The 22,677-nt window shown below is 59.1% G+C and carries 18 protein-coding genes; 15 read left to right on the forward strand and 3 right to left on the reverse strand.

Features of this window, described 5'->3' with window-relative positions:
- From AWM69_RS00915 to AWM69_RS00925, 3 genes are all read left to right on the forward strand, one after another.
- A partial coding sequence (locus AWM69_RS00915; protein ID WP_373274284.1) for a DUF2515 family protein occupies window positions 1–512 on the forward strand: 512 nt, incomplete at its 5' end.
- Entirely contained in the window at window positions 509–1,126 is a 618-nt protein-coding gene (locus tag AWM69_RS00920) for a hypothetical protein (RefSeq protein ID WP_218725571.1), read from the forward strand. The genes AWM69_RS00915 and AWM69_RS00920, both read left to right, overlap by 4 nt.
- 47 nt (window positions 1,127–1,173) lie before the next feature.
- Entirely contained in the window at window positions 1,174–1,746 is a 573-nt protein-coding gene (locus tag AWM69_RS00925) for a hypothetical protein (RefSeq protein ID WP_373274285.1), read from the forward strand.
- Window positions 1,747–1,995: 249 nt separating this feature from the next.
- Here the strand turns inward: AWM69_RS00925 and AWM69_RS00930 are convergent, their stop codons facing one another.
- Both AWM69_RS00930 and AWM69_RS00935 read right to left on the reverse strand, forming a co-directional pair.
- On the reverse strand, window positions 1,996–3,000 hold the full coding sequence (locus AWM69_RS00930) for an RHS repeat-associated core domain-containing protein (RefSeq protein WP_218725572.1): 1,005 nt from the start codon (window positions 2,998–3,000) through the stop codon (window positions 1,996–1,998).
- A gap of 114 nt (window positions 3,001–3,114) precedes the next feature.
- Complete coding sequence (locus AWM69_RS00935; RefSeq protein WP_048380893.1) at window positions 3,115–4,491, reverse strand: L-serine ammonia-lyase; 1,377 nt, start codon at window positions 4,489–4,491, stop codon at window positions 3,115–3,117.
- A gap of 379 nt (window positions 4,492–4,870) precedes the next feature.
- Between AWM69_RS00935 and AWM69_RS00940 the strand changes: the two genes are divergently transcribed.
- The 3 genes from AWM69_RS00940 to choV all read left to right on the forward strand — a co-directional run bounded on the left by AWM69_RS00940 (window position 4,871) and on the right by choV (window position 7,905).
- Window positions 4,871–5,818: a choline ABC transporter substrate-binding protein gene (locus tag AWM69_RS00940; RefSeq protein ID WP_131653382.1), complete on the forward strand. Its 948-nt coding sequence runs from the start codon at window positions 4,871–4,873 to the stop codon at window positions 5,816–5,818.
- 66 nt (window positions 5,819–5,884) lie between these two features.
- Window positions 5,885–6,730: a choline ABC transporter permease subunit gene (choW, locus tag AWM69_RS00945; RefSeq protein ID WP_048380897.1), complete on the forward strand. Its 846-nt coding sequence runs from the start codon at window positions 5,885–5,887 to the stop codon at window positions 6,728–6,730.
- On the forward strand, window positions 6,727–7,905 hold the full coding sequence (choV, locus tag AWM69_RS00950) for a choline ABC transporter ATP-binding protein (RefSeq protein ID WP_131653383.1): 1,179 nt from the start codon (window positions 6,727–6,729) through the stop codon (window positions 7,903–7,905). The genes choW and choV overlap by 4 nt, the downstream gene beginning before the upstream one ends.
- Before the next feature lie 113 nt (window positions 7,906–8,018).
- Here choV and AWM69_RS00955 read toward each other — a convergent pair whose 3' ends face one another.
- Complete coding sequence (locus tag AWM69_RS00955) at window positions 8,019–9,956, reverse strand: BCCT family transporter (protein WP_339429692.1); 1,938 nt, start codon at window positions 9,954–9,956, stop codon at window positions 8,019–8,021.
- Window positions 9,957–10,379: 423 nt separating this feature from the next.
- Here AWM69_RS00955 and betI point away from each other — a divergent pair, with 423 nt between their 5' ends.
- From betI to AWM69_RS01000, 9 genes are all read left to right on the forward strand, one after another.
- Window positions 10,380–10,973: a transcriptional regulator BetI gene (betI, locus tag AWM69_RS00960; RefSeq protein WP_048380903.1), complete on the forward strand. Its 594-nt coding sequence runs from the start codon at window positions 10,380–10,382 to the stop codon at window positions 10,971–10,973.
- A 109-nt stretch (window positions 10,974–11,082) separates the two neighbouring features.
- Window positions 11,083–12,555: a betaine-aldehyde dehydrogenase gene (gene betB / locus AWM69_RS00965; protein WP_131653385.1), complete on the forward strand. Its 1,473-nt coding sequence runs from the start codon at window positions 11,083–11,085 to the stop codon at window positions 12,553–12,555.
- 142 nt (window positions 12,556–12,697) lie between these two features.
- On the forward strand, window positions 12,698–14,401 hold the full coding sequence (betA, locus tag AWM69_RS00970; RefSeq protein ID WP_048380904.1) for a choline dehydrogenase: 1,704 nt from the start codon (window positions 12,698–12,700) through the stop codon (window positions 14,399–14,401).
- Window positions 14,402–14,631: 230 nt separating this feature from the next.
- Window positions 14,632–15,327: an RraA family protein gene (locus tag AWM69_RS00975; protein WP_048380906.1), complete on the forward strand. Its 696-nt coding sequence runs from the start codon at window positions 14,632–14,634 to the stop codon at window positions 15,325–15,327.
- 137 nt (window positions 15,328–15,464) lie between these two features.
- The gene (locus tag AWM69_RS00980; protein ID WP_218725573.1) at window positions 15,465–16,907 is read left to right on the forward strand and encodes a TldD/PmbA family protein; all 1,443 of its coding nucleotides are present in this window, start codon (window positions 15,465–15,467) and stop codon (window positions 16,905–16,907) included.
- On the forward strand, window positions 16,907–18,244 hold the full coding sequence (locus tag AWM69_RS00985) for a TldD/PmbA family protein (protein ID WP_131653387.1): 1,338 nt from the start codon (window positions 16,907–16,909) through the stop codon (window positions 18,242–18,244). Before AWM69_RS00980 ends, AWM69_RS00985 begins: the two co-directional genes overlap by 1 nt.
- Window positions 18,245–18,382: 138 nt before the next feature.
- Entirely contained in the window at window positions 18,383–19,813 is a 1,431-nt protein-coding gene (mdtD, locus tag AWM69_RS00990) for a multidrug transporter subunit MdtD (protein WP_218725574.1), read from the forward strand.
- Between the two features lie 149 nt (window positions 19,814–19,962).
- On the forward strand, window positions 19,963–21,300 hold the full coding sequence (dbpA, locus tag AWM69_RS00995) for an ATP-dependent RNA helicase DbpA (protein ID WP_256930153.1): 1,338 nt from the start codon (window positions 19,963–19,965) through the stop codon (window positions 21,298–21,300).
- 153 nt (window positions 21,301–21,453) lie between these two features.
- Window positions 21,454–22,632, forward strand: a complete 1,179-nt coding sequence (locus tag AWM69_RS01000) for an NAD(P)/FAD-dependent oxidoreductase (protein ID WP_218725575.1) — start codon at window positions 21,454–21,456, stop codon at window positions 22,630–22,632.
- Window positions 22,633–22,677 lie beyond the last annotated feature (45 nt).

Genomic DNA, 22,677 nt, shown 5'->3' on the forward strand with positions numbered 1-22,677 from the left:
TTGAGGAGCTGAAAACCTGCCTGAAGAATCGCCCGATAATTCATGGGCATCCGAAGTTTCCGGTGCTGTGGCCGGTTGAGCAGGAAAAGGTGACTTTCGGCCGGGCTCATGACGAAATCCTGCAGGCGTTCGAGGCGCTAGAAAACGGAGATATAGCCCTGAGCGTGAGGTTCTTTGCCACTCACGAACAAAAAAACATCCTGCAACCGACCCTGTACGAAGACCCCCGCATGGTCTGGCTGTTGCGCAGCAATCATGTGTCGTACGTCACCGGTTTCCCTTCAGGGGTCGCCCAGGCCATCGAACTGACCCTTACCAGCCAGTGCCAATCGGTCGACGATGGACGCACGATCAGTTTTGACCGCAGCGTGTTGGCAAACCTGGCCGACCTTGATCAGCGCATGGCCTTTGTGCTTGAGGCCGCCAGGCGTTTTGACCAGATGCTGCACGACGAAAACCGTCATGCACTGGAGCACTCGATCAAACATATTGCCGCAGGTGCAGCGTCATGATCCGGCGTCTGAAAGTCAGCAGTTGGCCTCGAAGGCTGTGCATGGTGCTTATGGTGTTTTTCGTGGTGGCGAGCGTGCGCTGGGTGGGGCAACAACTGGCCGATGAACCGGAAATCGCGCTTGTCTTCGGGGAGCCATGGGAAGACATGCGACAGCGTTCCAGTGCCTCGATTCCCCCTGCGATTCCTGATGAACTTTGGTTCCACATGCCCAAATCAGACGCCCGATTACGCTTTATCGACCCGCAATACGGTTTCACCACGCCCTTGGCCCGCTTTTTCACGATCAATTTCCACAATGAGCGCGTGGACAACATCCGCATGTCTCCGCAAATCGAACCGTTGCTGCTGGACGATGCGCTGAACGTCGTATTGGATCTGCAGGAGCAATGGCGTCGACAAGGCTGGTTTGTCTCCGACCCAGAGAGTGATCCCGCGATTGCCGACACGCCTGAAGGGCGTGCTCGGGTGCGAAGTAACCTGGGCGGCAGAACCTTTTGGCGAGCCGGTGATAAATATCAAATCATGCTGAACGTGAACCGTTTCAAGGACTACAGACACCCCGACGAAGAGCGTTACCTTATTAGCCTAGAGCTCGCCAAGGCCCGCCGATGAGGAAGGCGTTCGATAAGCCTGGGCGCAGCTGGCCTCGAAGGCTGTGCATGGTGCTTATGGTGTTTTTCGTGGTGGCGAGCGGGCGCTGGGTGGTGCAACAACTGGCCGATGAACCGGAAATCGCGCTTGTTTTCGGGGAGCCATGGGAAGACATGCGCCAGCGTTCCAGCGCCTCGATTCCCCCTGCGATCCCTGGCCATTATTGGTTCCACATGCCCAAATCAGACGCCCGATTACGCTTTATCGACCCGCAATACGGTTTCACCACGCCCTTGGCCCGCTTTTTCACGATCAATTTCCACAATGAGCGCGTGGACACCATCCGCATGTCTCCGCAAATCGAACCGTTGCTGCTGGATGACGCGCTGAACGTCGTATTGGATCTGCAGGAGCAATGGCGTCGACAAGGCTGGTTTGTCTCCGACCCAGAGAATGATCCCGAGATTGTCGACACGCCTGAAGGGCGTGCTCTGGTACGAGGTAATCTCGGTGGAAACACCTTTTGGCGAGCCGGTGATAAATATCAAATCATGCTGAGCGTGAACCGTTTCAAGGACTACAGACACCCCGACGAAGAGCGTTACCTTATTAGCCTAGAGCTCGCCAAGGCCCGCCGATGAGGAAGGCGTTCGATAAGCCTGGGCGCAGCTGGCCTCGAAGGCTGTGCATTAAGAAGCGCGATGCAAGCGCCCGGTAATGCTTGAGCAGGGCAAGTGTGTTTTCTACCAGGTGCGAGTCCGGTAAAGCCCTCACTCCAAATCCGATTGCCTTTACGGCAATCGGGGGGCATTGCATGCTCTTATAGATCACAGGGTTAGTGCAGAACGAATACAGAGACCAGGGGCTTGCGACATGAACGCCAAAACTGCTCACGTGCGAATCTCGCTGCGTAGCTGTCGAATCGCACCACCTGTTTTCTGTAATTTGTGATCAATACCTGCCGCCATAAACCCAGCAAGGAAATTAAAAGCTGTGCCCACGGGTCGGGAAGCACCATTGGTTTTTGAGAGCCAGTGATAGGCGGAACTAAAATGCGCACTGGAGTTGGAAAGTGCGCCTGCTTCAACCTTTTGCGCTGTGTCCAGATAAAAACTGGCGTGAGGCACACTCAGACTGGAATCTGCGTTGGAAATCAGGTTTTTATTGGTTTCGTACAGCAGGTTGGTGAAGGTTTGATTTCTAGGCATTACCTCAAGCCCCTCATTCAAAGCCTGTCTTCCCGGTGCGATTGACTCAGGAGTGGAAGCGCTCCGTGTCAATGATTTCCTGGCAACGTCGAGGGTTTCCTTCCATAAGCTCCGACTTTCGCTTGGAGCACTCAAGACCGCACCTCCAAACCCGCTTAAAGACTTTATAGGCAAACGGATATGCCCCGTTGGGTCCTTCCAATTTACCGGGTCCCCCGAACAATAGGCGTAAGCATTGATACCGCCTTTTAAAAAGGGGCTAAGCGAGTCCGGGGTGTTGAATCGCATCAACACCGGGTTATACACGCGCTGGCCATTGCCCACTAAATAATGGCCGGTCAATGCTTCAGGTTGCTCACCATTAAACCCCACCCATGCTCCAGCACTGTCGAAAGACCGGGAGTAACCATAGGGGGTATAGAAAACGTAATGGACCGGATGCATATGCTTGCTAAAGCTCATGGCTGAACCGGGCAAATCGGTTGTCAGTAAATAGGTACCTGTGCTGTCGCGTTGTGCAACCGCCTGATGATTGTTGCGGAATAGGCAAGTGGCTACCGTGCCCTGAATGGCGGTTACCAATTGGTCGTTTTTATAAAAAAACCGCCCGACAGGCTCGCCCGAACGCGTGGATGCGATACAACGATCCAGGGAGTCATAGGTAAAGCTGACAGTGGAAACAGTCATGGCTCGACACTCCAGTAGTTGAGACTGAAGTGTCGAGCGTGTGGCAGCACAGAGCAACTAGCAGTTCTGCTAGGGTCTGCTCCCGTTTCGCAGGAGCAGGCCATGGGCCTGCAATCAGCACTCCACCGCGCTCACCGCCAGCCCGCCGCGTGAGGTTTCCTTATATTTGTCATGCATGTCGGCGCCGGTATCGCGCATGGTGCGGATCACCCGGTCCAGCGAGATAAAGTGCTGGCCGTCGCCGCGCAGGGCCATTTGCGCGGCGTTGATGGCTTTGACCGCTGCAATGGCGTTGCGCTCGATGCAGGGTACTTGCACCAGCCCGCCCACCGGGTCACAGGTCAGGCCCAAGTTGTGTTCCAGGCCAATTTCGGCGGCGTTGCACAGCTGTTCTGGCGTTGCGCCGAGTATTTGCGCAAGCCCTGCCGCAGCCATGGCACATGCAGAGCCAACTTCTCCCTGACACCCCACTTCGGCACCGGATATCGAGGCATTCATTTTGCACAGAATACCGATGGCCGCCGCGCTCAATAAGTAGTCGACCACATGGGCCTCGCTGACTTCATCACTGAACTTCATGAAGTAGTGCAGCACCGCCGGGATAATACCGGCAGCACCGTTGGTGGGTGCCGTCACCATGCGCCCGCCCGCGGCGTTTTCTTCGTTGACCGCCAATGCGAACAGGTTGACCCACTCCATTGCGCTGAGGGTTGAACCGATGACATTGGGTTTGCCCAACTCCTGCAAGCTGCGATGCAGACGAGCGGCGCGGCGGCGCACGTTCAAGCCGCCGGGCAGGATGCCTTCGTGCTTGAGGCCTTGCTCCACGCACGCCTGCATGGCGCGCCAGAGTTTCATCAAACCGCAGCGAATTTCATCTTCACTGCGCCAGGTACGTTCGTTGGCCATCATTAATGCAGCCACACTCAACTGATGTTCGCGGCACAGTTCGAGGAGCCGGGCGGCACTCGTGAACTCATACGGCAGTGCGCTGCGGTCCATGTCCAGCACCCCGCTGGCCGCTTGCGCCGCATCCACCACAAAACCACCGCCCACCGAGTAATACGTGTCGCGGTACAGCTCGTCGTGTTCACCTTCAGCCACCAGCGTCATGGCGTTAGGATGAAACGGCAAATTTTCGTCGATCAGGCGCATGTCCCGGGCCCATACAAACGCAATGGGCAGATGACCATCCAGCAGCAGGCTTTCCTGTTGCCGCAGCTCGGTGATGCGCGGGCCGATCAGCGACGGGTCGATAGCGTCCGGCCACTCGCCCATCAGGCCCATGATCACCGCATTGTCGCTGCCATGCCCGACGCCTGTGGCTGACAACGAGCCATAGAGCTGCACTTCGATGCGTCGGACCTGCGACAGCTGGCCGCGCTCGCGCAAACCCTGCACGAACAGCGCCGCCGCGCGCATCGGGCCCACGGTATGAGAGCTTGATGGGCCGATGCCAATCTTGAACAGGTCAAACACGCTGATAGCCATGAACACGAACCTCGGGGAGATGAGTGCTCGCATCATGGGTTGTTTCCGACGGGGAAAAACGTCCAGCTACGACTCATCGTTGCCTGCCAGCGCCCTGCGTGAAGTCCACGCCGTTTTGGCCGTTTTAAGCGGTGCAGATCCGGGAAAAAGCCGGTTTTGCAGCCAGGTTTTTCTGAATACGACCTCGCAGGCTTCAGATACGACCCTGCCTGTACTGGATACGACGCCCCCAGTAGGCGTTTGATTTTCGCTGTTACATGATCAGTCCTGACTCGATTGCTAGACGCCCTGACAACCTGTCGGCCCGGCGTCACCCGACCGCAACTGATACGTGCGGTTTTCCGAGTGAAAACTGCCACCCGAAACCCAGGAGTCGCCCATGAAACATTCGCCCTCGTTGTTGTTGGCTGCATTGCTGAGTCTGCCCGTCGCTGCCCAGGCAGCGGAGCCTGAGCAATGCAGAACCGTCAACTTCTCGGATGTCGGCTGGACCGATATCACTGTCACCACGGCCGTCGCCAGCACACTGCTGGATGCCCTCGGCTACACGACCAGGACCACCATGATCTCGGTGCCGGTCACGTACAAGTCGCTGGCTGATGGCAAGAACATGGACGTGTTTCTCGGCAACTGGATGCCCACCATGGAAAACGACATCAAGGCCTATCGCGATGCGGGAACCGTCGAGACCGTGCGCGCCAACCTTGAGAACGCCAAATACACCCTTGCCGTACCCGAAGCCCTCTATAACAAAGGGCTCAAGGATTTTTCCGATATCCCCCGATTCAAGCAGGAACTGGGCGGGAAAATTTATGGCATCGAGCCGGGCAACGACGGCAACCGCATGATTCAGAGCATGATCGACAAGAACGCGTTCGGGCTTAAGGACGCCGGGTTCAAAGTGGTCGAATCCAGCGAAGCCGGGATGCTGTCACAGGTCGATCGTGCCCAGAGACGGGGCACCGATGTGGTGTTTCTGGGCTGGGAACCGCATCCGATGAACACTCGTTTCAAGATGAAGTACCTCACTGGCGGTGATGACTTCTTCGGCCCCAACTACGGCCAGGCGACCATCTATACCAACACCCGCAAAGGTTATTCCCAGGAGTGCAGCAACGTCGGCCAGCTCTTGAAAAACCTGGCGTTCACCCTCGACATGGAAAGCACCCTGATGGGCAACGTCCTGGATGACAAGATCAAGCCCGACGCGGCCGCCAGGGCTTGGCTCAAACAGAACCCGCAAGTGCTGGATACCTGGCTTGCGGGCGTTACCACTTTCGACGAAAAACCGGGCCTGGAGGCCGTGAAAGCCAGTCTCGCGAAATAATCCCGCGCACGGACGGTCTGCCCGTCCGATGCCGTTCCAATCCCCTGCATGCGGACGTCCATTACCATGCTGATCGATCAGAAAATGCCTTTAGGCCAGTACATTGCCAGCTTTGTCGACTGGTTGACGCTAAACGGCGCCAATACCTTCGACATGATTGCAACGACACTGGAAACGATGATCCACGGCGTGACGTTTGCGCTGACCTGGTTCAATCCCTTTGTGTTTATCGGGCTGATTGCCTTGCTCGCGCATTTTATCCAGCGCAAGTGGGGGCTGACCGTGTTTGTCGCGCTGTCGTTCCTGCTGATCTTCAACCTGGGCTATTGGCAGGAGACGATGGAAACCCTGGCGCAGGTGCTGTTCGCGACCTTTGTGTGCGTGATCATCGGGGTGCCACTGGGAATTCTGGCCGCGCACAAGCCCATGTTCTACACCTTCATCCGCCCGATACTCGACCTGATGCAGACGGTGCCGACTTTCGTTTACCTGATCCCGACCCTGACGCTGTTTGGTCTGGGGGTCGTACCGGGGCTGATTTCCACGGTGGTGTTTGCCATTGCGGCCCCCATTCGCCTGACTTATCTGGGTATCCGTGACGTGCCCCAGGAGCTGCTGGACGCGGGCAAAGCCTTCGGCTGTTCACGCCGCCAGTTACTGACCCGCATCGAGCTGCCCCACGCCATGCCGAGCATCGCAGCCGGGATCACCCAATGCATCATGCTGTCGCTGTCGATGGTGGTCATCGCCGCCCTGGTGGGCGCAGATGGCTTGGGCAAACCGGTGGTCAACGCCCTCAACACGGCGGACATCGCACTGGGCTTTGAAGCCGGTCTGGCGATTGTATTGCTGGCCATCATGCTCGACCGGATTTGCAAACAGCCGGACGCAAAACAAGGAGCCGACGCATGAGCATCATTCGTTTCGATAACGTTGACGTTATTTTCGCCAAAGACCCGCGTGAGACGCTAAGCCTGCTCGACCAGGGCTTTTCACGGGACCAGATCCTGAAAAAGACCGGGCAAATCGTCGGTGTTGAAAAAGCCAGCCTGGACATCGAAAAAGGCGAGATCTGCGTTCTGATGGGCTTGTCCGGTTCCGGCAAATCCAGCCTGTTGCGCTGCATCAATGGCCTTAACACCGTCAGCCGCGGCCAGTTGTACGTGGAGCACGAAGGCAAGCAGATCGACATCGCCTCGTGCAGCCCGGCCGAGCTGAAAATGATGCGCACCAAGCGCATCGCGATGGTGTTTCAAAAGTTCGCCCTGATGCCGTGGCTGACCGTGCGGGAAAACATCAGCTTCGGTCTTGAGATGCAGGGCCGTCCCGAGAAAGAACGACGCAAGCTGGTGGACGAAAAACTGGAACTGGTGGGCCTGACCCAATGGCGCAATAAAAAACCGGATGAGTTGAGCGGCGGCATGCAGCAGCGGGTGGGCCTGGCCCGCGCCCTGGCCATGGACGCTGATATTCTGCTGATGGATGAACCCTTTTCGGCGCTCGATCCGCTGATTCGCCAAGGCCTGCAGGACGAGTTGCTAGAGCTGCAACGCAAACTGAGCAAGACCATTGTGTTTGTGAGCCATGACCTCGATGAAGCGCTGAAACTGGGCAGCCGCATCGCGATCATGAAAGACGGGAAGATCGTGCAATACAGCAAGCCCGAAGAAATCGTGCTCAATCCGGCGGACGATTACGTACGCACGTTTGTCGCCCACACCAATCCCCTCAACGTGCTGTGCGGACGCAGCCTGATGCGTACGCTGGACAACTGCAAACGCATCAACGGTTCGGTGTGCATTGATCCGGGGAATGACTCGTGGATTGATCTGGCAGAGGGCAACACCATCAAGGGCGTGCGTCAGGGCGCCAGTAACGTCGACCTGCAAAACTGGAGCACGGGCCAGGCCGTGGAAGGGCTGGGACGTGGCCCAACGCTGGTGGATTGCGGCATTGGCATGCGCGACGCCCTGCAGATTCGTTATCAGACCGGCAACAAGCTGGTGCTGCACGACAATCAGCGCGTGGTGGGGATACTGGGCGATACCGAGTTGTATCACGCGTTACTGGGTAAGAACCTGGGTTAACGCTCAGAAGATGTAGCCGCTGTCGAAGGTTGCGATGTGAATCGCAAGACCTTCAACAGCAGGGTCGCCAGGCGACCCGTCGCAGCCTGCGGCAGCGGCTACACAATCACAGGCTAGCTGTACACCCGGCCAAGAAGTTGGCGATGGCTTTCAAACTGGTCGAGAACGTCCCGACTGATTTGCTCCTGGGTAAAGCCCATCAGATCGTACTCCTGGTTACCGTTGTGCAAGTACACCTCGGCGCGGTAGTACCGACTGCGCACTTCATCCTGCCCTGACTCGCTTGGTGCGGCGAGGTAGCCATCCAGGCTGACTTCGTAGACGAACGGGTTACCCTCTTCCATCTCGACGCGCACACCCATGCAGCGCTTGGCGTTGCCGAGCAAGGTTTGCACCGCCAGCCCCTGGCTGCGCAATTGCTCCGCCGCCTCTTCAAGAGCCGGCGTGACGTGCTTGTCCATGAAACGCTGCACCACGGCCTGGGTCGGTTGCAGATCCTGTGCGGTCAAGCGCTCGCTGAAACCACGACGGCCACGGGCCGCCAGCTCAGCTTGCTCCTGCTCCATCTGGGTGTCCTGACGCATCGCCTTGTGCAGGCCCAGCATAAACAGGATCAGCACCACCGAGAATGGCAGGCCCGCCAGCACCACCATGGTTTGCATCGCCGCAAAGTTACCGGCGAACAACAAACCGATGGTCACCAGCGTGATCACCACCGACCAAAAGATACGCAGCCAGTGCGGGGCATCTTCGTCGACATCGCCACCCTTGCAGGACAGATTGGCCATCATCACCGCACCGGAGTCTGCCGGGGTCAAGAACAGCACAAACCCCACGAAGATCGACACACCGATCACGATTTTCGAGGCCGGGTAATGCTCAAGCAATTGGTAAATCGCCATGGAGGGCTGCTCCAGGGCTGTTTTGCCCAACTCGACCGCTCCCTGGTTTACCACCAGATCCAATGCCGAGTTACCGAAAATCGACAGCCAGGCCAAGGTGAAGCCCAACGGAATCAGCAACACGCCCGCCACCAGCTCACGCACGGTACGACCCCGGGAAATACGGGCAATGAACATGCCGACGAATGGGGCCCAGGAGATCCACCATGCCCAGTAGAACAGGGTCCACAGCCCCAGCCAGCCTTCGGTTTTAGCGTTATTGCCTTCGTACACGTACAGGTCGAAGGTTTTCAGCACAATACCGTTGAGGTAATCACCGGTGTTCTGCACCAGACCGTTGAGCAGGTGCAGGGTCGGGCCGAACAGCAGCACAAAAATCAACAGGCCGCTGAACAGCACGATGTTCAGGTTGGACAGTCGACGGATGCCGTTTTCCACACCCGAGACCGCAGCAATCGTGGCCACGGTGCTCATCACGATAATGACGATCAGCAAGTTGGTGTTGCTGTGCTCCATGCCGAACAGGTTTTCGAGACCCGACGACACTTGCATCGAGCCGATCCCCAGGTTGGTCACCAGGCCGAGCAGCGTCACGAACATGCCAAAGCCATCCACCGCGTGCCCCGCCGCCCCTTTCACCCAGCGCTCCCCCATCAAGGGGTACAGCGCCGAACGCAGAGCCAGCGGCTGGTTGTGACGGTAAGCAAAGTACGCCACGGCCAGGCCGACCAGCGCGTAGATCGCCCAGCCATGCAGGCCCCAGTGCAGGAACGTCAGTTGCAATGCCTGACGGGCGGCTTCATGACTGCCAGCCACGCCCTCAGGTGGATTGAAGTAATGGTCCAGCGGCTCGGAAGCCCCGAAGTACAACAGCGAAATGCCGATGCCCGACGAGAACAGCATCCCGGCCCACGCGCCGTAACTGAAATCGGGCGTGTCCTGTCGGGTCCCCAGTTTCAGCTTGCCGTAAGACGAAAAAGCCAGCCCCACTACAAAAATCAGGTAGGCCGCGATGACGACCATGTAATACCAGCCGAAACTGCGCGACAGCCATTCCTGGGCCAGTCCCAGCAAACGGCCTGCTTCTTGTGGCGCAATGATCAAAATGGCAGTCAGCAAAAGTATCAAGGCAGTGGAGGTGTAAAACACCCAACCGTTGACCGTCACCTTTTGCGGCGGGGTCTTTATTAGAGAAGCAGAACTCATGGCACGGATGCTCCAGGCAGCGCGAGAGAAGGACGTGTAGCAACGCACCACTCGACCAAACGCTTAGATAGCGACCAACGGTCGAGTGATATAAAGACACCGCTAAAAACCGGAGTCGCCCAGGCAAACGCCTGTCAGCCAAGCGATCGCTGTCTGTGCAGAGGCGGGCTGGCCCGCTTCTACAAGGGTTCCGGGGATATTGGCTGTGTCGTTTTGCGCCATTCATGCGCTGGGAAATGGCATAAATCGCGACAATTTGTCGCAGAGCTTATTCTTTGTTGATTGAACGTTCAATCAAAACAAAATAGACTGGCTTTCGTTCAGTGATCTTTTTTCACTGTTCGCCGGCCCAAGGAGATTCGCAAAATGCCCAAGGTCGGAATGCAACCCATACGCCGCCAGCAGTTGATCGAAGCCACATTGACGGCCATCGATCAGGTTGGAATGGCAGATGCGAGCATTGCACTGATTGCCCGTTTGGCCGGCGTGTCGAACGGCATTATCAGTCACTACTTTCGAGACAAGAACGGACTGATCGCCGCCACCATGCGGTACTTGATGAATGTCTTGATCGAAAACGTCACCGCCCGCCGCCAGGCACTGAGCGATGACAGCCCACGGGTTCATCTGCAGATCATCGTTGAAGGCAACTTCGACGCCAGCCAGGTCAATGGCCCGGCAATGAAAACCTGGCTCGCCTTTTGGGCCGCCAGCATGCACCAGCCGTCGTTACACAGATTGCAGCGGATCAACGACCACCGCCTTTACTCCAATCTGTGCTGTCAATTTCGCCGAGTGCTGCCGTTGGACCAAGCGCGCAATGCAGCACGCGGCCTGGCAGCCCTCATTGATGGTCTATGGTTGCGGGGTGCCCTGTCGGGCGATGCATTCGACACCGAACAGGCACAACGCATCTGCTACGAATATATGGATCTACAACTGGCGAAGCAGGTGAGTTAAGCCTCAATCAATGCTTAACCCCTGAACTGTCGAGACATTGAGTTGCCCCAGTTAGATGGCAACCCGCGTTTCGATCAACGCCAACCACTTATGCACTTGCGAGGATTTTATGGCCCGTTTCGAACTGCAAAAACTTTACATCGACGGCGGTTACACCGACGCCAGCAGCGATGCAACCTTCGATGCCATCAACCCGGCTAACGGCGAAGTCCTTGCTCAAGTGCAACGTGCGACCAAAGAAGACGTCGAACGCGCCGTTGTCAGCGCTGAAAAAGGCCAGAAAATCTGGGCCGCCATGACCGCCATGGAGCGCTCGCGCATCCTGCGCCGCGCCGTGGACATCCTGCGCGAGCGCAACGATGAACTGGCCGCACTGGAAACCCTGGACACCGGCAAGTCGTACTCCGAAACCCGCTACGTCGACATCGTCACCGGCGCCGACGTCCTGGAATATTACGCAGGCCTGGCCCCCGCCATTGAAGGCGAGCAAATTCCGCTGCGTGACACCTCATTCGTTTACACCCGCCGCGAGCCGCTGGGCGTTGTCGCCGGTATCGGTGCGTGGAACTACCCGATCCAGATCGCATTGTGGAAATCCGCACCGGCCCTGGCTGCCGGTAACGCGATGATCTTCAAGCCAAGTGAAGTCACTTCGCTGACCACCTTGAAGCTGGCTGAAATCTACACCGCTGCCGGCGTACCGGACGGTGTGTTCAACGTGCTGACCGGCAGTGGCCGTGAAGTCGGCAGCTGGCTGACCGAACACCCGCGCATCGAGAAAATCTCCTTCACCGGCGGTACCGACACCGGTAAAAAAGTCACCTCCAGCGCCACCAGCTCTTCCTTGAAGGAAGTGACCATGGAACTGGGTGGCAAGTCGCCGCTGATCATTTTTGACGATGCCGACCTGGATCGTGCAGCCGACACCGCCATGATGGCCAACTTCTACAGCTCGGGCCAGGTGTGCACCAACGGCACTCGCGTCTTCATTCCGACGGCGCTGAAAGCGGCCTTTGAAGCCAAGATCCTGGAGCGTGTTGCACGCATCCGCATTGGCAACCCGGAAGACGAAAACACCAACTTCGGCCCGCTGGTCAGCTTTGCTCACATGGAAAGCGTGCTCGGCTACATTGCCAAGGGCAAGGCCGAAGGCGCCCGCGTCCTGTGCGGCGGCGAACGCCTGACCGAAGGTGACCTGGGCAAAGGTGCATTCGTGGCACCGACCGTGTTCACCGACTGCACTGACGAGATGACCATCGTTAAAGAAGAAATCTTCGGCCCGGTGATGAGCATCCTCACTTATGACACCGAAGAAGAAGTGATCCGCCGCGCCAACGACACTGAGTTTGGCCTGGCTGCAGGTCTGGTGACCAAAGACCTGAACCGCGCTCACCGCGTGATTCATCAGCTGGAAGCCGGTATTTGCTGGATCAACGCCTGGGGCGAGTCTGACGCAAAAATGCCGGTCGGCGGTTACAAGCAGTCGGGCATTGGCCGTGAAAACGGCATCAGCTCGCTGGCGCAATACACCCAGATCAAATCGGTCCAGGTTGAGTTGGGCGATTACGTTTCGGTGTTCTAAACCCGATCCCGTAATTCCTGCCTGAGCGAGCTTGCTCGCGATGCACACACCGCGATGTCTCTGGGCACCGCTGATGTCATCGCGACCGGGCTCGCTCCGGCAGCGTTCTGTGATTTGCCACACTTTCAAAGAGGGTGCATTTATGTCCCAAGAATTCGACTACATCATTATTGGTGCCGGCTCTGCCGGCAACACCCTGGCGACCCGTCTGACTGAAGACCCAGGCGTCACCGTTCTGCTGCTTGAAGCAGGCGGCCCGGACTACCGTTTTGACTTCCGTACCCAAATGCCCGCGGCACTGGCGTTCCCGCTGCAAGGCCGCCGCTACAACTGGGCCTATGAGACCGATCCAGAACCGTACATGGACGGCCGTCGCATGGAATGTGGCCGGGGCAAGGGCCTGGGCGGCTCTTCGCTGATCAACGGCATGTGCTACATCCGTGGTAATGCAATGGACTATGACGGCTGGGCAAAAAACCCGGGCCTCGAAGACTGGAGCTACCTCGATTGCCTGCCGTACTTCCGCAAGGCCGAAACCCGCGATATCGGCCCGAACGACTACCACGGCGGCGACGGTCCGGTCAGCGTGACGACCCCCAAAGCCGGGAACAACGTGTTGTTCCACGCCATGGTTGAAGCCGGCGTACAAGCGGGCTACCCGCGTACCGACGACCTGAACGGCTACCAGCAGGAAGGTTTCGGCCCGATGGATCGCACGGTGACGCCGAACGGTCGTCGCGCCAGCACCGCCCGTGGCTACCTGGACACGGCCAAGCAGCGCTCGACCCTGACCATCGTCACTCACGCCCTGACCGACAAGATTCTGTTTGAAGGCAAGCGTGCCGTTGGTGTGGCTTACCTGGTGGGCGACAGCGACACCCGCATTCAGGCCAAGGCTCGCAAGGAAGTACTGCTGTGCAGCGGCGCCATCGCCTCGCCGCAGGTGCTGCAACGTTCCGGTGTGGGGCCTGCCGAGTTGCTGAACAGCCTCGACATCCCGGTGGTTCACGATCTGCCGGGTGTGGGTCAAAACCTGCAGGATCACCTGGAGCTGTACCTGCAATACGCCTGTACCCAGCCTGTCTCGCTTTACCCGTCGCTGTTGTGGTGGAACCAGCCGGCCATTGGCGCCGAGTGGATGTTCCTGGGCAAAGGCATCGGCGCCAGTAACCAGTTCGAGGCCGGTGGCTTTATCCGCACCCGTCCTGATTTTGAATGGCCGAACATTCAATATCACTTCCTGCCAGTGGCCATTAACTACAACGGCAGCAATGGCGTGAAGGAACATGGCTTCCAGGCACACATGGGCTCCATGCGTTCGCCAAGCCGTGGCCGGGTTAACGTGAAGTCCAAGGACCCGCGCGAATACCCAAGCATCCTGTTCAACTACATGTCGAGTGATCAGGACTGGCAGGAATTCCGTGACGGCATTCGCCTGACCCGTGAAATCATGCAACAGCCGGCGCTGGATGCGTACCGTGGCCGCGAAATCAGCCCGGGTATCGACAAGCAGACTGACGAAGAGCTGGACACGTTTATCCGCGAACACGCCGAGACTGCTTTCCACCCGTCCTGCTCATGCAAGATGGGCACCGACGAGATGGCGGTGGTCGATGGTGAAGGCCGTGTACACGGCATGCAGGGTCTGCGCGTTGTCGATGCCTCGATCATGCCGCTGATCACCACCGGTAACCTGAACGCACCGACGATCATGATCGCCGAGAAAATCGCCGACAAGATCCGTGGCCGCCAGCCACTGCCGCGCAGCACCGCCGACTACTATGTCGCCGGCGATGCCCCGGTTCGTGGCAAGCCACTGCGTGAAGTAAGCCGTACCGCGCAATAACCGATAGGTAGCCGCTGCCGAAGGCTGCGATGGGTTGCGAAGCGACCCTGCTTTTAAAAAGCGAAGGTCCTTTGGACCTTATCGCAGCCTGCGGCAGCGGCTACAGGCTTAGTTTCATCCTCCCCTGCTTGCCCCGGCCTCGACGCAGGCCTAATCTAGTGCCTCGCTTCGCGCCTCACCCCCCCCGCCCCACCCGTGATGCCAGCACCTGCCTGGCCAAGAGGTTTTCTATGTTTGATGTTGTCTCTTCCAGCAAATGGCCAACCGGCTTTCTGATCAATCCAAACGCAGAACCTCTCGATCCAAAGTGGCTGACCGAGTTCAGCAAGATTCCGGCTGCCGCCGTCAGTGACTGTCTGGGCCGCAACGTTGGCGGCCTGGGGCTCAAGCCTTTTCACGGCAGCCGGCCAATGCTCGGCAGCGCCCTGACCGTACGCGTACGCCCCGGCGATAACTTGATGATCCTCAAGGCCATGCAGATGGCCCGCCCGGGTGATGTACTGGTGATCGATGGCAGCGCCGACCTGACCCGCGCCGTGTTCGGCGGCATCATGCGCGCCATGGCCCTCAAGGCCGGGATTGTCGGTGTCGTCATCAACGGCGCCCTGCGCGACCTCGACGAATGGCAGACCGGTGAACTGCCGGCTTACGCCATCGGCGGCGTGCACCGCGGCCCGAGCACTGACGGCGGCGGCGAAATCAACGTACCGATTTCGTGTGCTGGCATGTTGGTGATGCCAGGTGACCTGATGATCGGCGACGGTGATGGTGTGGTCGCTGCTTCACGCTCCGAGTTACCTGAGCTGCTGATTCGCTGCCATGATTTGCTGGCACGTGAACAGGCAACCCTGGCGGCCATCGAAGCCGGCACGCTGGACCCGGATCGCTTTGACGCCATTCTGCGCGCCAAGGGCTGCCCGGTTTAAAACCACGCTCCTCCCCGCCTCTTGTAGGAGCGGGCTTGCTCGCAATGGCGTCACCGCGGTGAACCAGGCAAACCGATTGGCCTGAATCGCGAGCCAGCCAGTTCCTACAGACCTATACGTTTTCCGGAGGTCTGTGCATGTTCGATTTCTATCCTCAGCTCAAACAGCGCTTTGCCGCACTACGCACCCGGGCCGAGTTCTTTTCGCTGCGTTATGTCCGCGAATCCGGGCAATACCTGTCGGTGCGCAAGAACGTCGCAGAACCTCCTTCCTTCAAGCATGATCAGGGCGCGATGTTGACCGTACGGGTCAAGGGCGTCGAAGCCTACGCCGCCACCAATGACCTGTCGCAAAACGGCTTGCAGACCGCACTGGAACTTGCAGAAGGCCAGGCGCGGCTGATCGCCGCCCACGCCTTGCTCGACCTCAGCCAGGAACCCGTATCCCAGGCCCGCGCCGATTACTGCTCGCCCAATCTCGAGCTGGCATTCCCGTCCCTGGGCGACTGTTTTGAGTTACTCAGTGCCGAGTCAGCGGCAGTCCCGAAGGACGAGCGGCTGGTGAGCTGGGATGTCTCGCTCGGCCTCAATCATGTCGAGCAGATTTATCTCAATAGCGCCGGCGCCGAGCTGCGTCAGGCTCAGCGCTTTGTCTACCCCGGGATGAGTGTCACGGCCTATGACGGCCAGGACAGTCAGACCCGCAGCCTGGGCCGCGAAAACTTTGGCCAGCAAGGCGGTGCTGACGTGATTGGCCGTTGCGGGCTGATTGGCTCGGCGCCCAAAGTGGCCGAGCAAGCCCTGCAGTTGTTGATGGCGCCCAACGCCCCGGTCGGCAAACGTGACCTGCTGCTGATGCCCGACCAGATGATTCTGCAGATCCACGAATCCATCGGTCATCCGCTGGAGCTGGATCGCATCCTCGGTGACGAACGCAACTACGCGGGCACCAGCTTCGTCAAAACCAGCGACTTTGGCAGCCTGCAATATGGCTCGAACCTGCTGAACGTGACGTTCGACCCCAGCATCCCCGAACAACTCGCCAGCTACAGCCATGACGACGACGGGACTCCGGCACGCAAGGAGTTCCTGATCCGCGAAGGTGTGCTGTTACGCCCACTGGGCGGTGCGCTGTCGCAGTTCCGCTCGGGCCTGGACGGGGTGGCCAACAGCCGCGCTTGTGGCTGGAACCGGCCGCCGATTGACCGTATGGCCAACCTCAATATCGAGCCTGGGGATCAATCGATGGCCCAACTGATTGGCGGTATCGAAAGCGGGATTCTGATGGCCACCAACCGCTCGTGGTCGATTGATGATGCGCGCAACAAATTCCAGTTCGGCTGCGAGTGGGGCCAGTTGATCGAACAGGGTGAGCTCAGGGGCGTGGTGAAAAACCCGAATTACCGGGGTATTTCCGACCAGTTCTGGCGCAACCTCAAGGCCGTAGGCGACGCCAGTACCTTCAAGGTCCTGGGCACGCCGAACTGTGGCAAGGGCGAACCCAATCAGGTGATTCGTGTCGGGCACGCGTCTCCTGCCTGTGTGTTCAGTCAAATTGATGTGTTTGGAGGCGATGCCTGATGAGTACCCCATTGAGTCAGGCCGAGCAGTTCGATGCGTTGGTGCAGTGGCTGCGCCAGGCAATCAAGGCCCCCGAGCAATTCACACTGGGCTACGACGCCGAAGCCTCGGAATTCATTCGTTTCAACCGGGGTCAGGTGCGCCAGGCCGGCCAGGTGCAGCAAGCCAGCCTGAACCTGAAGCTGATCAACGACGGTCGTCATGCGGATGTCCGCATCACACTGGCCGGCGAACCCGCCGCAGACCGGCAACGGCTGACCGAAGCCCTGCAGCAACTGCGTGAAACCCTGCCGCTGTTGCCGGCAGACCCGTACTTACTGCTCAATCCCGAACCCTGGCACAGCCACCAGGTGCAAGACCAGCCGCTGCCGGAAACCGGCCGGGTGCTGGAAGAGATCCGCCGCGCAGCCCAAGGCGTAGACCTGGTGGGCTTTTATGCCAGCGGGCCGATCAGCTACGGCTACGCCAGCTCTGCCGGCGCGTTCGGCTGGCATCAAGCCAACAGCTTCAACTTCGACTGGAGCCTGTTTCACAGCAATGGCCAGGCCGTGAAGGCCAGCTATGCCGGCGCGGACTGGGACAGCGAGCGCTTCGCCCAGCGCATGCAACTGGCCCGCGAACAGCTTGAGTTTCTAGAACGTCCGCTGCATGCACTGGCGCCGGGTGAATACCGCGCCTACCTTGCCCCGGCCGCGCTGGAAGAAGTCATGAGCATGCTCTGCTGGGGCGGTTTTTCTGCCCAGGCACTGGCCAGCAAATCCAGCCCACTGCAAAAACTCTATGCCGGGGATGCTCACCTGAGCTCTCTGGTCTCTCTGGATGAGCAGGTCAGCCAATCGTTGAGCCCGGCGTTTTCCGGCGAAGGCTATCCGCGCCGGGATCTGTCACTGGTCAAACAGGGCCGCGCGTTGCAACAACTGGTAGGTTCGCGCAGCGCGGCGGAATATGGCCTTGAGGTCAACGGCGCACCGTGGGGCGAAGCACCCAGTGCGCTGGCCATGGCGCCGGGCACGCTTGCGCAGGCCGATATCCTCAAGCAATTGGGCACCGGGCTGTATATCAGCAACCTGTGGTACCTGAACTACTCGGACCAGCCAGCCGCACGTCTGACCGGCATGACCCGGTTCGCAACCTTTTGGGTCGAAAACGGCGAAATAAAGGCACCGGTCAACACCATGCGCTTTGATGACAGCGTCTATAGTCTGCTGGGTTCGCAACTTGAAGCCCTGACCATCGAACGCGAACTGCTGCTGTCGGCAAGCACCTACGACCAGCGCCAGACCGCGTCGAATCTGCTGCCGGGCGCTTTGATTAAAAAACTGACGTTGACGCTTTAAGTGATTCGCGTAGTCGCTAAGGCGCGAAGCGAGGCTGCGTCGCAACCTGACTTTACGACGGCTACGCCACCGGGCGCAGCCTCGCTCCGCTCCTCAGCGGCTACGACGATCAGATATCGCCAATAACACAGAGGTTCTATGCCCGTACGCCCGGTTCTGAGTCCTGAAACCTTGCGCTGGTTGCCGTGGGTGGTGGCCATCGCGTTTTTCATGCAGTCGCTTGACGGTACGATCCTGAATACCGCCCTGCCCGACATGGCCCGCGACCTCGACGAAAACCCGCTGCGCATGCAAGGGGTGATTGTTGCCTACATGCTCACCGTGGCGTTACTGATCCCGGCGTCGGGCTGGATCGCCGACCGCTTTGGCACCAAGAAAATCTTCTTCAGCGCGATCCTGCTCTTCAGTTTCGGCTCGTTGCTCTGCGCGCTGTCGGGCACCCTGAACCAACTGATCGGCGCACGCGTCATCCAGGGCCTGGGCGGGGCCCTGATGCTGCCCATAGGCCGATTGGTGGTGCTCAAGGCTTACCCTCGTTCGGAACTGGTACGCATCATGGGGTTCATCACCATCCCGGGCCTGCTCGGGCCCCTGATCGGCCCGACCATGGGCGGCTGGATGGTGCAGTACCTGAGCTGGCACTGGATTTTTTTGATCAATCTGCCGGTGGGCATGCTCGGCTGCTGGGCCGTGTGGCACTTTATTCCCGATCTGCGCGGCAGCGAACGGACCCGATTCGACAGCCTGGGCTTTGTGCTGTTTGGCGCGGCAATGGTGTTCATCACCATCGCCATGGAAGGTCTGGGCGAACTGCACATGCCGCACCTGCGAGTCATGTTGCTGCTGTTCGCAGGCCTGGCATGCCTGGCGGCGTACTGGTTGCGGGCGGGCGCTATCAGCAATCCGCTATTTTCCCCGACACTGTTTAAAACCAAGACCTTCGCTGTCGGCATCCTGGGCAATCTGTTTGCCCGCCTCGGCAGTGGTGCATTGCCGTTCCTGGTGCCATTACTGCTACAAGTTGCCCTGGGTTATTCACCGTCCCAGGCCGGGATGAGCATGCTGCCGCTGGCGGCTGCCGCCATGCTGGCGAAATGGGGCGCACGGCCTTTGATCGAACGTTTCGGTTACCGCTCCGTGCTCACGGGAAACACGCTGGCGCTGGGCCTGATGCTGGCCAGCATGGGCCTGGTGACGGAACACACGCCCTACCCGTTATTGCTGGGAATGCTGGCCGTACTGGGCGCCATCAACTCATTGCAGTTCACGGCGATGAACACCGTGACCCTGATCGACCTTGATGATGCCAGCGCCAGCAGCGGCAACAGCTTGCTCTCGGTGGTGGCGCAATTGTCGCTGAGTCTGGGGGTGGCCTGCGCCGGGGCCTTGCTCGGCGGTTTCACCGGGAACGACAGCGCCGATGGTGTCGATACCGTGCTCGGAGCGTTCCAGCTGACCTTCTTGACTGTCGGAATCATGGCGATGCTCGCTGCGGCGATTTTCCTGCAACTGTCGCCCCAGGACGGGCGTAAACCCAAAGCCAACTCGGAACACGAACTGGATCATTAAGCGGTTTTCGAGCGGCTGCGGATGACTTCTCGTCCAGAATGTTCTGGCAAAGGCCATGGGACTGGTACACTGCGCGACATTTTGTTTTGCAGGCCAGTCTCGTGACCACCATTGCCACCGCTTTTAACTCTCTGCCTCTGTCCGCCGCCATGCTGGCTAACCTCGACTCCCTCGGTTATGCCCAGATGACGCCGATCCAGGCGCAGAGCTTGCCGGTGATCCTCAAAGGCATGGATCTGATCGCCCAGGCCAAGACCGGCAGCGGCAAAACCGCCGCCTTCGGCATCGGCCTGCTGAACCCCGTCAACCCGCGCTTCTTCGGTTGCCAGGCCCTCGTGATCTGCCCGACCCGTGAACTGGCGGACCAGGTTGCCAAAGAGATCCGCCGTCTGGCCCGCGCTGAAGACAACATCAAAGTGCTGACCTTGTGTGGCGGTGTGTCCTTCGGCCCGCAAATCGGTTCGCTTGAGCACGGCGCACACATCATCGTCGGCACCCCGGGCCGCATTCAGCAGCACTTGCGCAAAGGCTCGCTGAAGCTCGACGGTCTCAACACCCTGGTGCTCGACGAAGCCGACCGCATGCTCGACATGGGCTTCTACGACGCCATCGAAGACATCATTCGCCAGACCCCTGAGCGTCGCCAGACCCTGCTGTTCTCGGCCACCTACCCGGTCGGGATCAAGCAGCTGTCGTCCAAGTTCATGCGCAACCCTCAGCAGGTCAAGGCTGAAGCCTTGCACACTGACAGCCAGATCGAGCAGCGTTTCTACGAAATCTCGCCTGAAGAGCGCATGAGCGCCGTGACCAAGGTGCTGGGGCATTTCCGTCCGCAATCGTGCGTCGCGTTCTGCTTCACCAAGCAGCAGGTTCAGGAAACCGTCGATCACCTGACCTCCAAGGGTATTTCGGCAGTCGGCCTGCATGGCGATCTGGAACAGCGTGACCGTGATCAAGTGCTGGCAATGTTTGCCAACCGTTCGACCTCGGTGCTGGTTGCGACCGACGTAGCGGCCCGTGGCCTGGACATCGACGCGCTGGACATGGTGATCAACGTTGAGCTGGCCCGTGACTCCGAAATCCATATCCACCGCGTGGGCCGTACCGGTCGTGCCGGTGAAAAAGGCATCGCCATCAGCCTGGTAGCCCCTTCCGAAGCCCACCGCGCCCAAGCCATCGAGCAGCTGCAAAAGGCGCCGTTGAACTGGGAAACCCTGGACACCCTGCAATCCCAGGGTGGCGCCCCCCTGCTGCCGGCCATGAGCACGCTGGTGATCGGCGCCGGCCGTAAAGACAAGGTTCGCCCAGGCGACATCCTTGGCGCCCTGACTGGCGACGCGGGCATCCCGGGTGCCCAGGTCGGCAAAATCGCGATTTTTGACTTCCAGGCCTACGTGGCGGTTGACCGTACCGTGGCCAAACAGGCTGCACAGCGCTTGAGCGAAGGCAAAATCAAAGGCCGCGTATTGCGCGTGCGGGTTTTGTAAAAGATCGCCTGAACACTGGCGATCAAATGTGGGAGCGGGCTTGCTCGCGATGCACACACTCCGGTTCATCTGAATCACCGGGTGCGGCAATCGCGGGCAAGCCCGCTCCCACATTAGGTTTGGATTGACTATGAATTTTGTGAGGACACCGCTTTGCGCTCTACCGACGTTGTGATTATTGGCGCTGGCGCCGCAGGTTTGATGTGCGCGCTGACCGCTGCCGGCCGTGGGCGCAAGGTCATGCTGATCGACCACGCCAACAAGGCGGGCAAAAAGATCCTCATGTCGGGCGGTGGCCGCTGCAACTTCACCAACATGTACACCGAACCCAACAATTTTCTGTCGCAGAACCCGCACTTCTGCAAGTCGGCCCTGGCGCGCTACACCCAGTGGGATTTCATCGAACTGGTGTGCAAGCACGGCGTGCCGTATCACGAGAAAAAACTCGGCCAGCTGTTCTGCGATAACAAATCCAGCGACATCCTCGAAATGCTGCTCGACGAGTGCAAACAGGCGGGCGTCAGCCTGCACCTGGACACCTCCGTGGAGCAGATCGAAAAAACCGACAGTGGCTACAGCCTGAAGACCACCCTGGATCAACTGAACTGCCAGTCGCTGGTGATCGCTACCGGCGGCTTGTCGATTCCCACTCTGGGCGCCACCGGTTTCGGCTATCAGGTAGCCAAGCAGTTCGGCCACACCCTGCTGCCTACCCGCGCAGGCCTGGTGCCGTTCACCATCACCGATCAGCTAAAAGATATCTGCACCGAACTGTCGGGCACCTCGGTGGATTGCCTGGTGAGCTGCAACGATCAAAGCTTTCGCGAGAACATCCTGTTCACCCACCGCGGCTTGAGCGGGCCGGCAATTCTGCAGATATCGTCGTTCTGGAACTCCGGCGATACGGTCGACATCAACCTGTTGCCCGACCTCGACGCGTTGAACTGGCTGCACACACAACAGGCCGAGCGTCCGAACAGCGAGCTGAAAACCCTGCTCGGTGAGATTTTCACCAAAAAGATGGCGAACTTGCTGGCCGAACACTGGTTTGTGTCCAAGCCGATGAAGCAGTACACACCGGGTGAACTGGCCGACGTGGCTGACAAGCTGGCGTGCTGGAAGGTCGTTCCGGCGGGCACCGAAGGCTATCGCACCGCAGAAGTGACGCTGGGCGGTGTCGATACCCGTGAAGTGTCGTCCAAGACCATGGAGTCGCTGAAAAGCCCGGGGCTGTATTTTGTCGGTGAAGTACTGGATGTCAGCGGCCACCTGGGCGGTTTCAACTTTCAATGGGCGTGGGCGTCTGGCTACGCCGCTGCACAGTTCGCCTGATACAGAACCGCTGTAGCCGCTGCCGCAGTCCGCGGCTACAGCCAG

Origin of the sequence: Pseudomonas sp. D1HM, assembly GCF_019266105.1 — a bacterium.
Classification (GTDB): Bacteria; Pseudomonadota; Gammaproteobacteria; order Pseudomonadales; family Pseudomonadaceae; genus Aquipseudomonas; species Aquipseudomonas taetrolens.

Coding starts and splice junctions, on each gene's coding strand:
- AWM69_RS00980 (WP_218725573.1), top strand. CDS start 15,465: ATGTTCGATTTCTATCCTCAGCTCAAACAGCGCTTTGCCGCACTACGC.
- AWM69_RS00975 (WP_048380906.1), top strand. CDS start 14,632: ATGTTTGATGTTGTCTCTTCCAGCAAATGGCCAACCGGCTTTCTGATC.
- dbpA (WP_256930153.1), top strand. CDS start 19,963: ATGCTGGCTAACCTCGACTCCCTCGGTTATGCCCAGATGACGCCGATC.
- AWM69_RS00930 (WP_218725572.1), bottom strand. CDS start 3,000: ATGACTGTTTCCACTGTCAGCTTTACCTATGACTCCCTGGATCGTTGT.
- betI (WP_048380903.1), top strand. CDS start 10,380: ATGCCCAAGGTCGGAATGCAACCCATACGCCGCCAGCAGTTGATCGAA.
- AWM69_RS00935 (WP_048380893.1), bottom strand. CDS start 4,491: ATGGCTATCAGCGTGTTTGACCTGTTCAAGATTGGCATCGGCCCATCA.
- AWM69_RS00985 (WP_131653387.1), top strand. CDS start 16,907: ATGAGTACCCCATTGAGTCAGGCCGAGCAGTTCGATGCGTTGGTGCAG.
- AWM69_RS00920 (WP_218725571.1), top strand. CDS start 509: ATGATCCGGCGTCTGAAAGTCAGCAGTTGGCCTCGAAGGCTGTGCATG.
- mdtD (WP_218725574.1), top strand. CDS start 18,383: ATGCCCGTACGCCCGGTTCTGAGTCCTGAAACCTTGCGCTGGTTGCCG.
- betA (WP_048380904.1), top strand. CDS start 12,698: ATGTCCCAAGAATTCGACTACATCATTATTGGTGCCGGCTCTGCCGGC.
- betB (WP_131653385.1), top strand. CDS start 11,083: ATGGCCCGTTTCGAACTGCAAAAACTTTACATCGACGGCGGTTACACC.
- AWM69_RS00940 (WP_131653382.1), top strand. CDS start 4,871: ATGAAACATTCGCCCTCGTTGTTGTTGGCTGCATTGCTGAGTCTGCCC.
- choW (WP_048380897.1), top strand. CDS start 5,885: ATGCTGATCGATCAGAAAATGCCTTTAGGCCAGTACATTGCCAGCTTT.
- choV (WP_131653383.1), top strand. CDS start 6,727: ATGAGCATCATTCGTTTCGATAACGTTGACGTTATTTTCGCCAAAGAC.
- AWM69_RS00925 (WP_373274285.1), top strand. CDS start 1,174: ATGGTGCTTATGGTGTTTTTCGTGGTGGCGAGCGGGCGCTGGGTGGTG.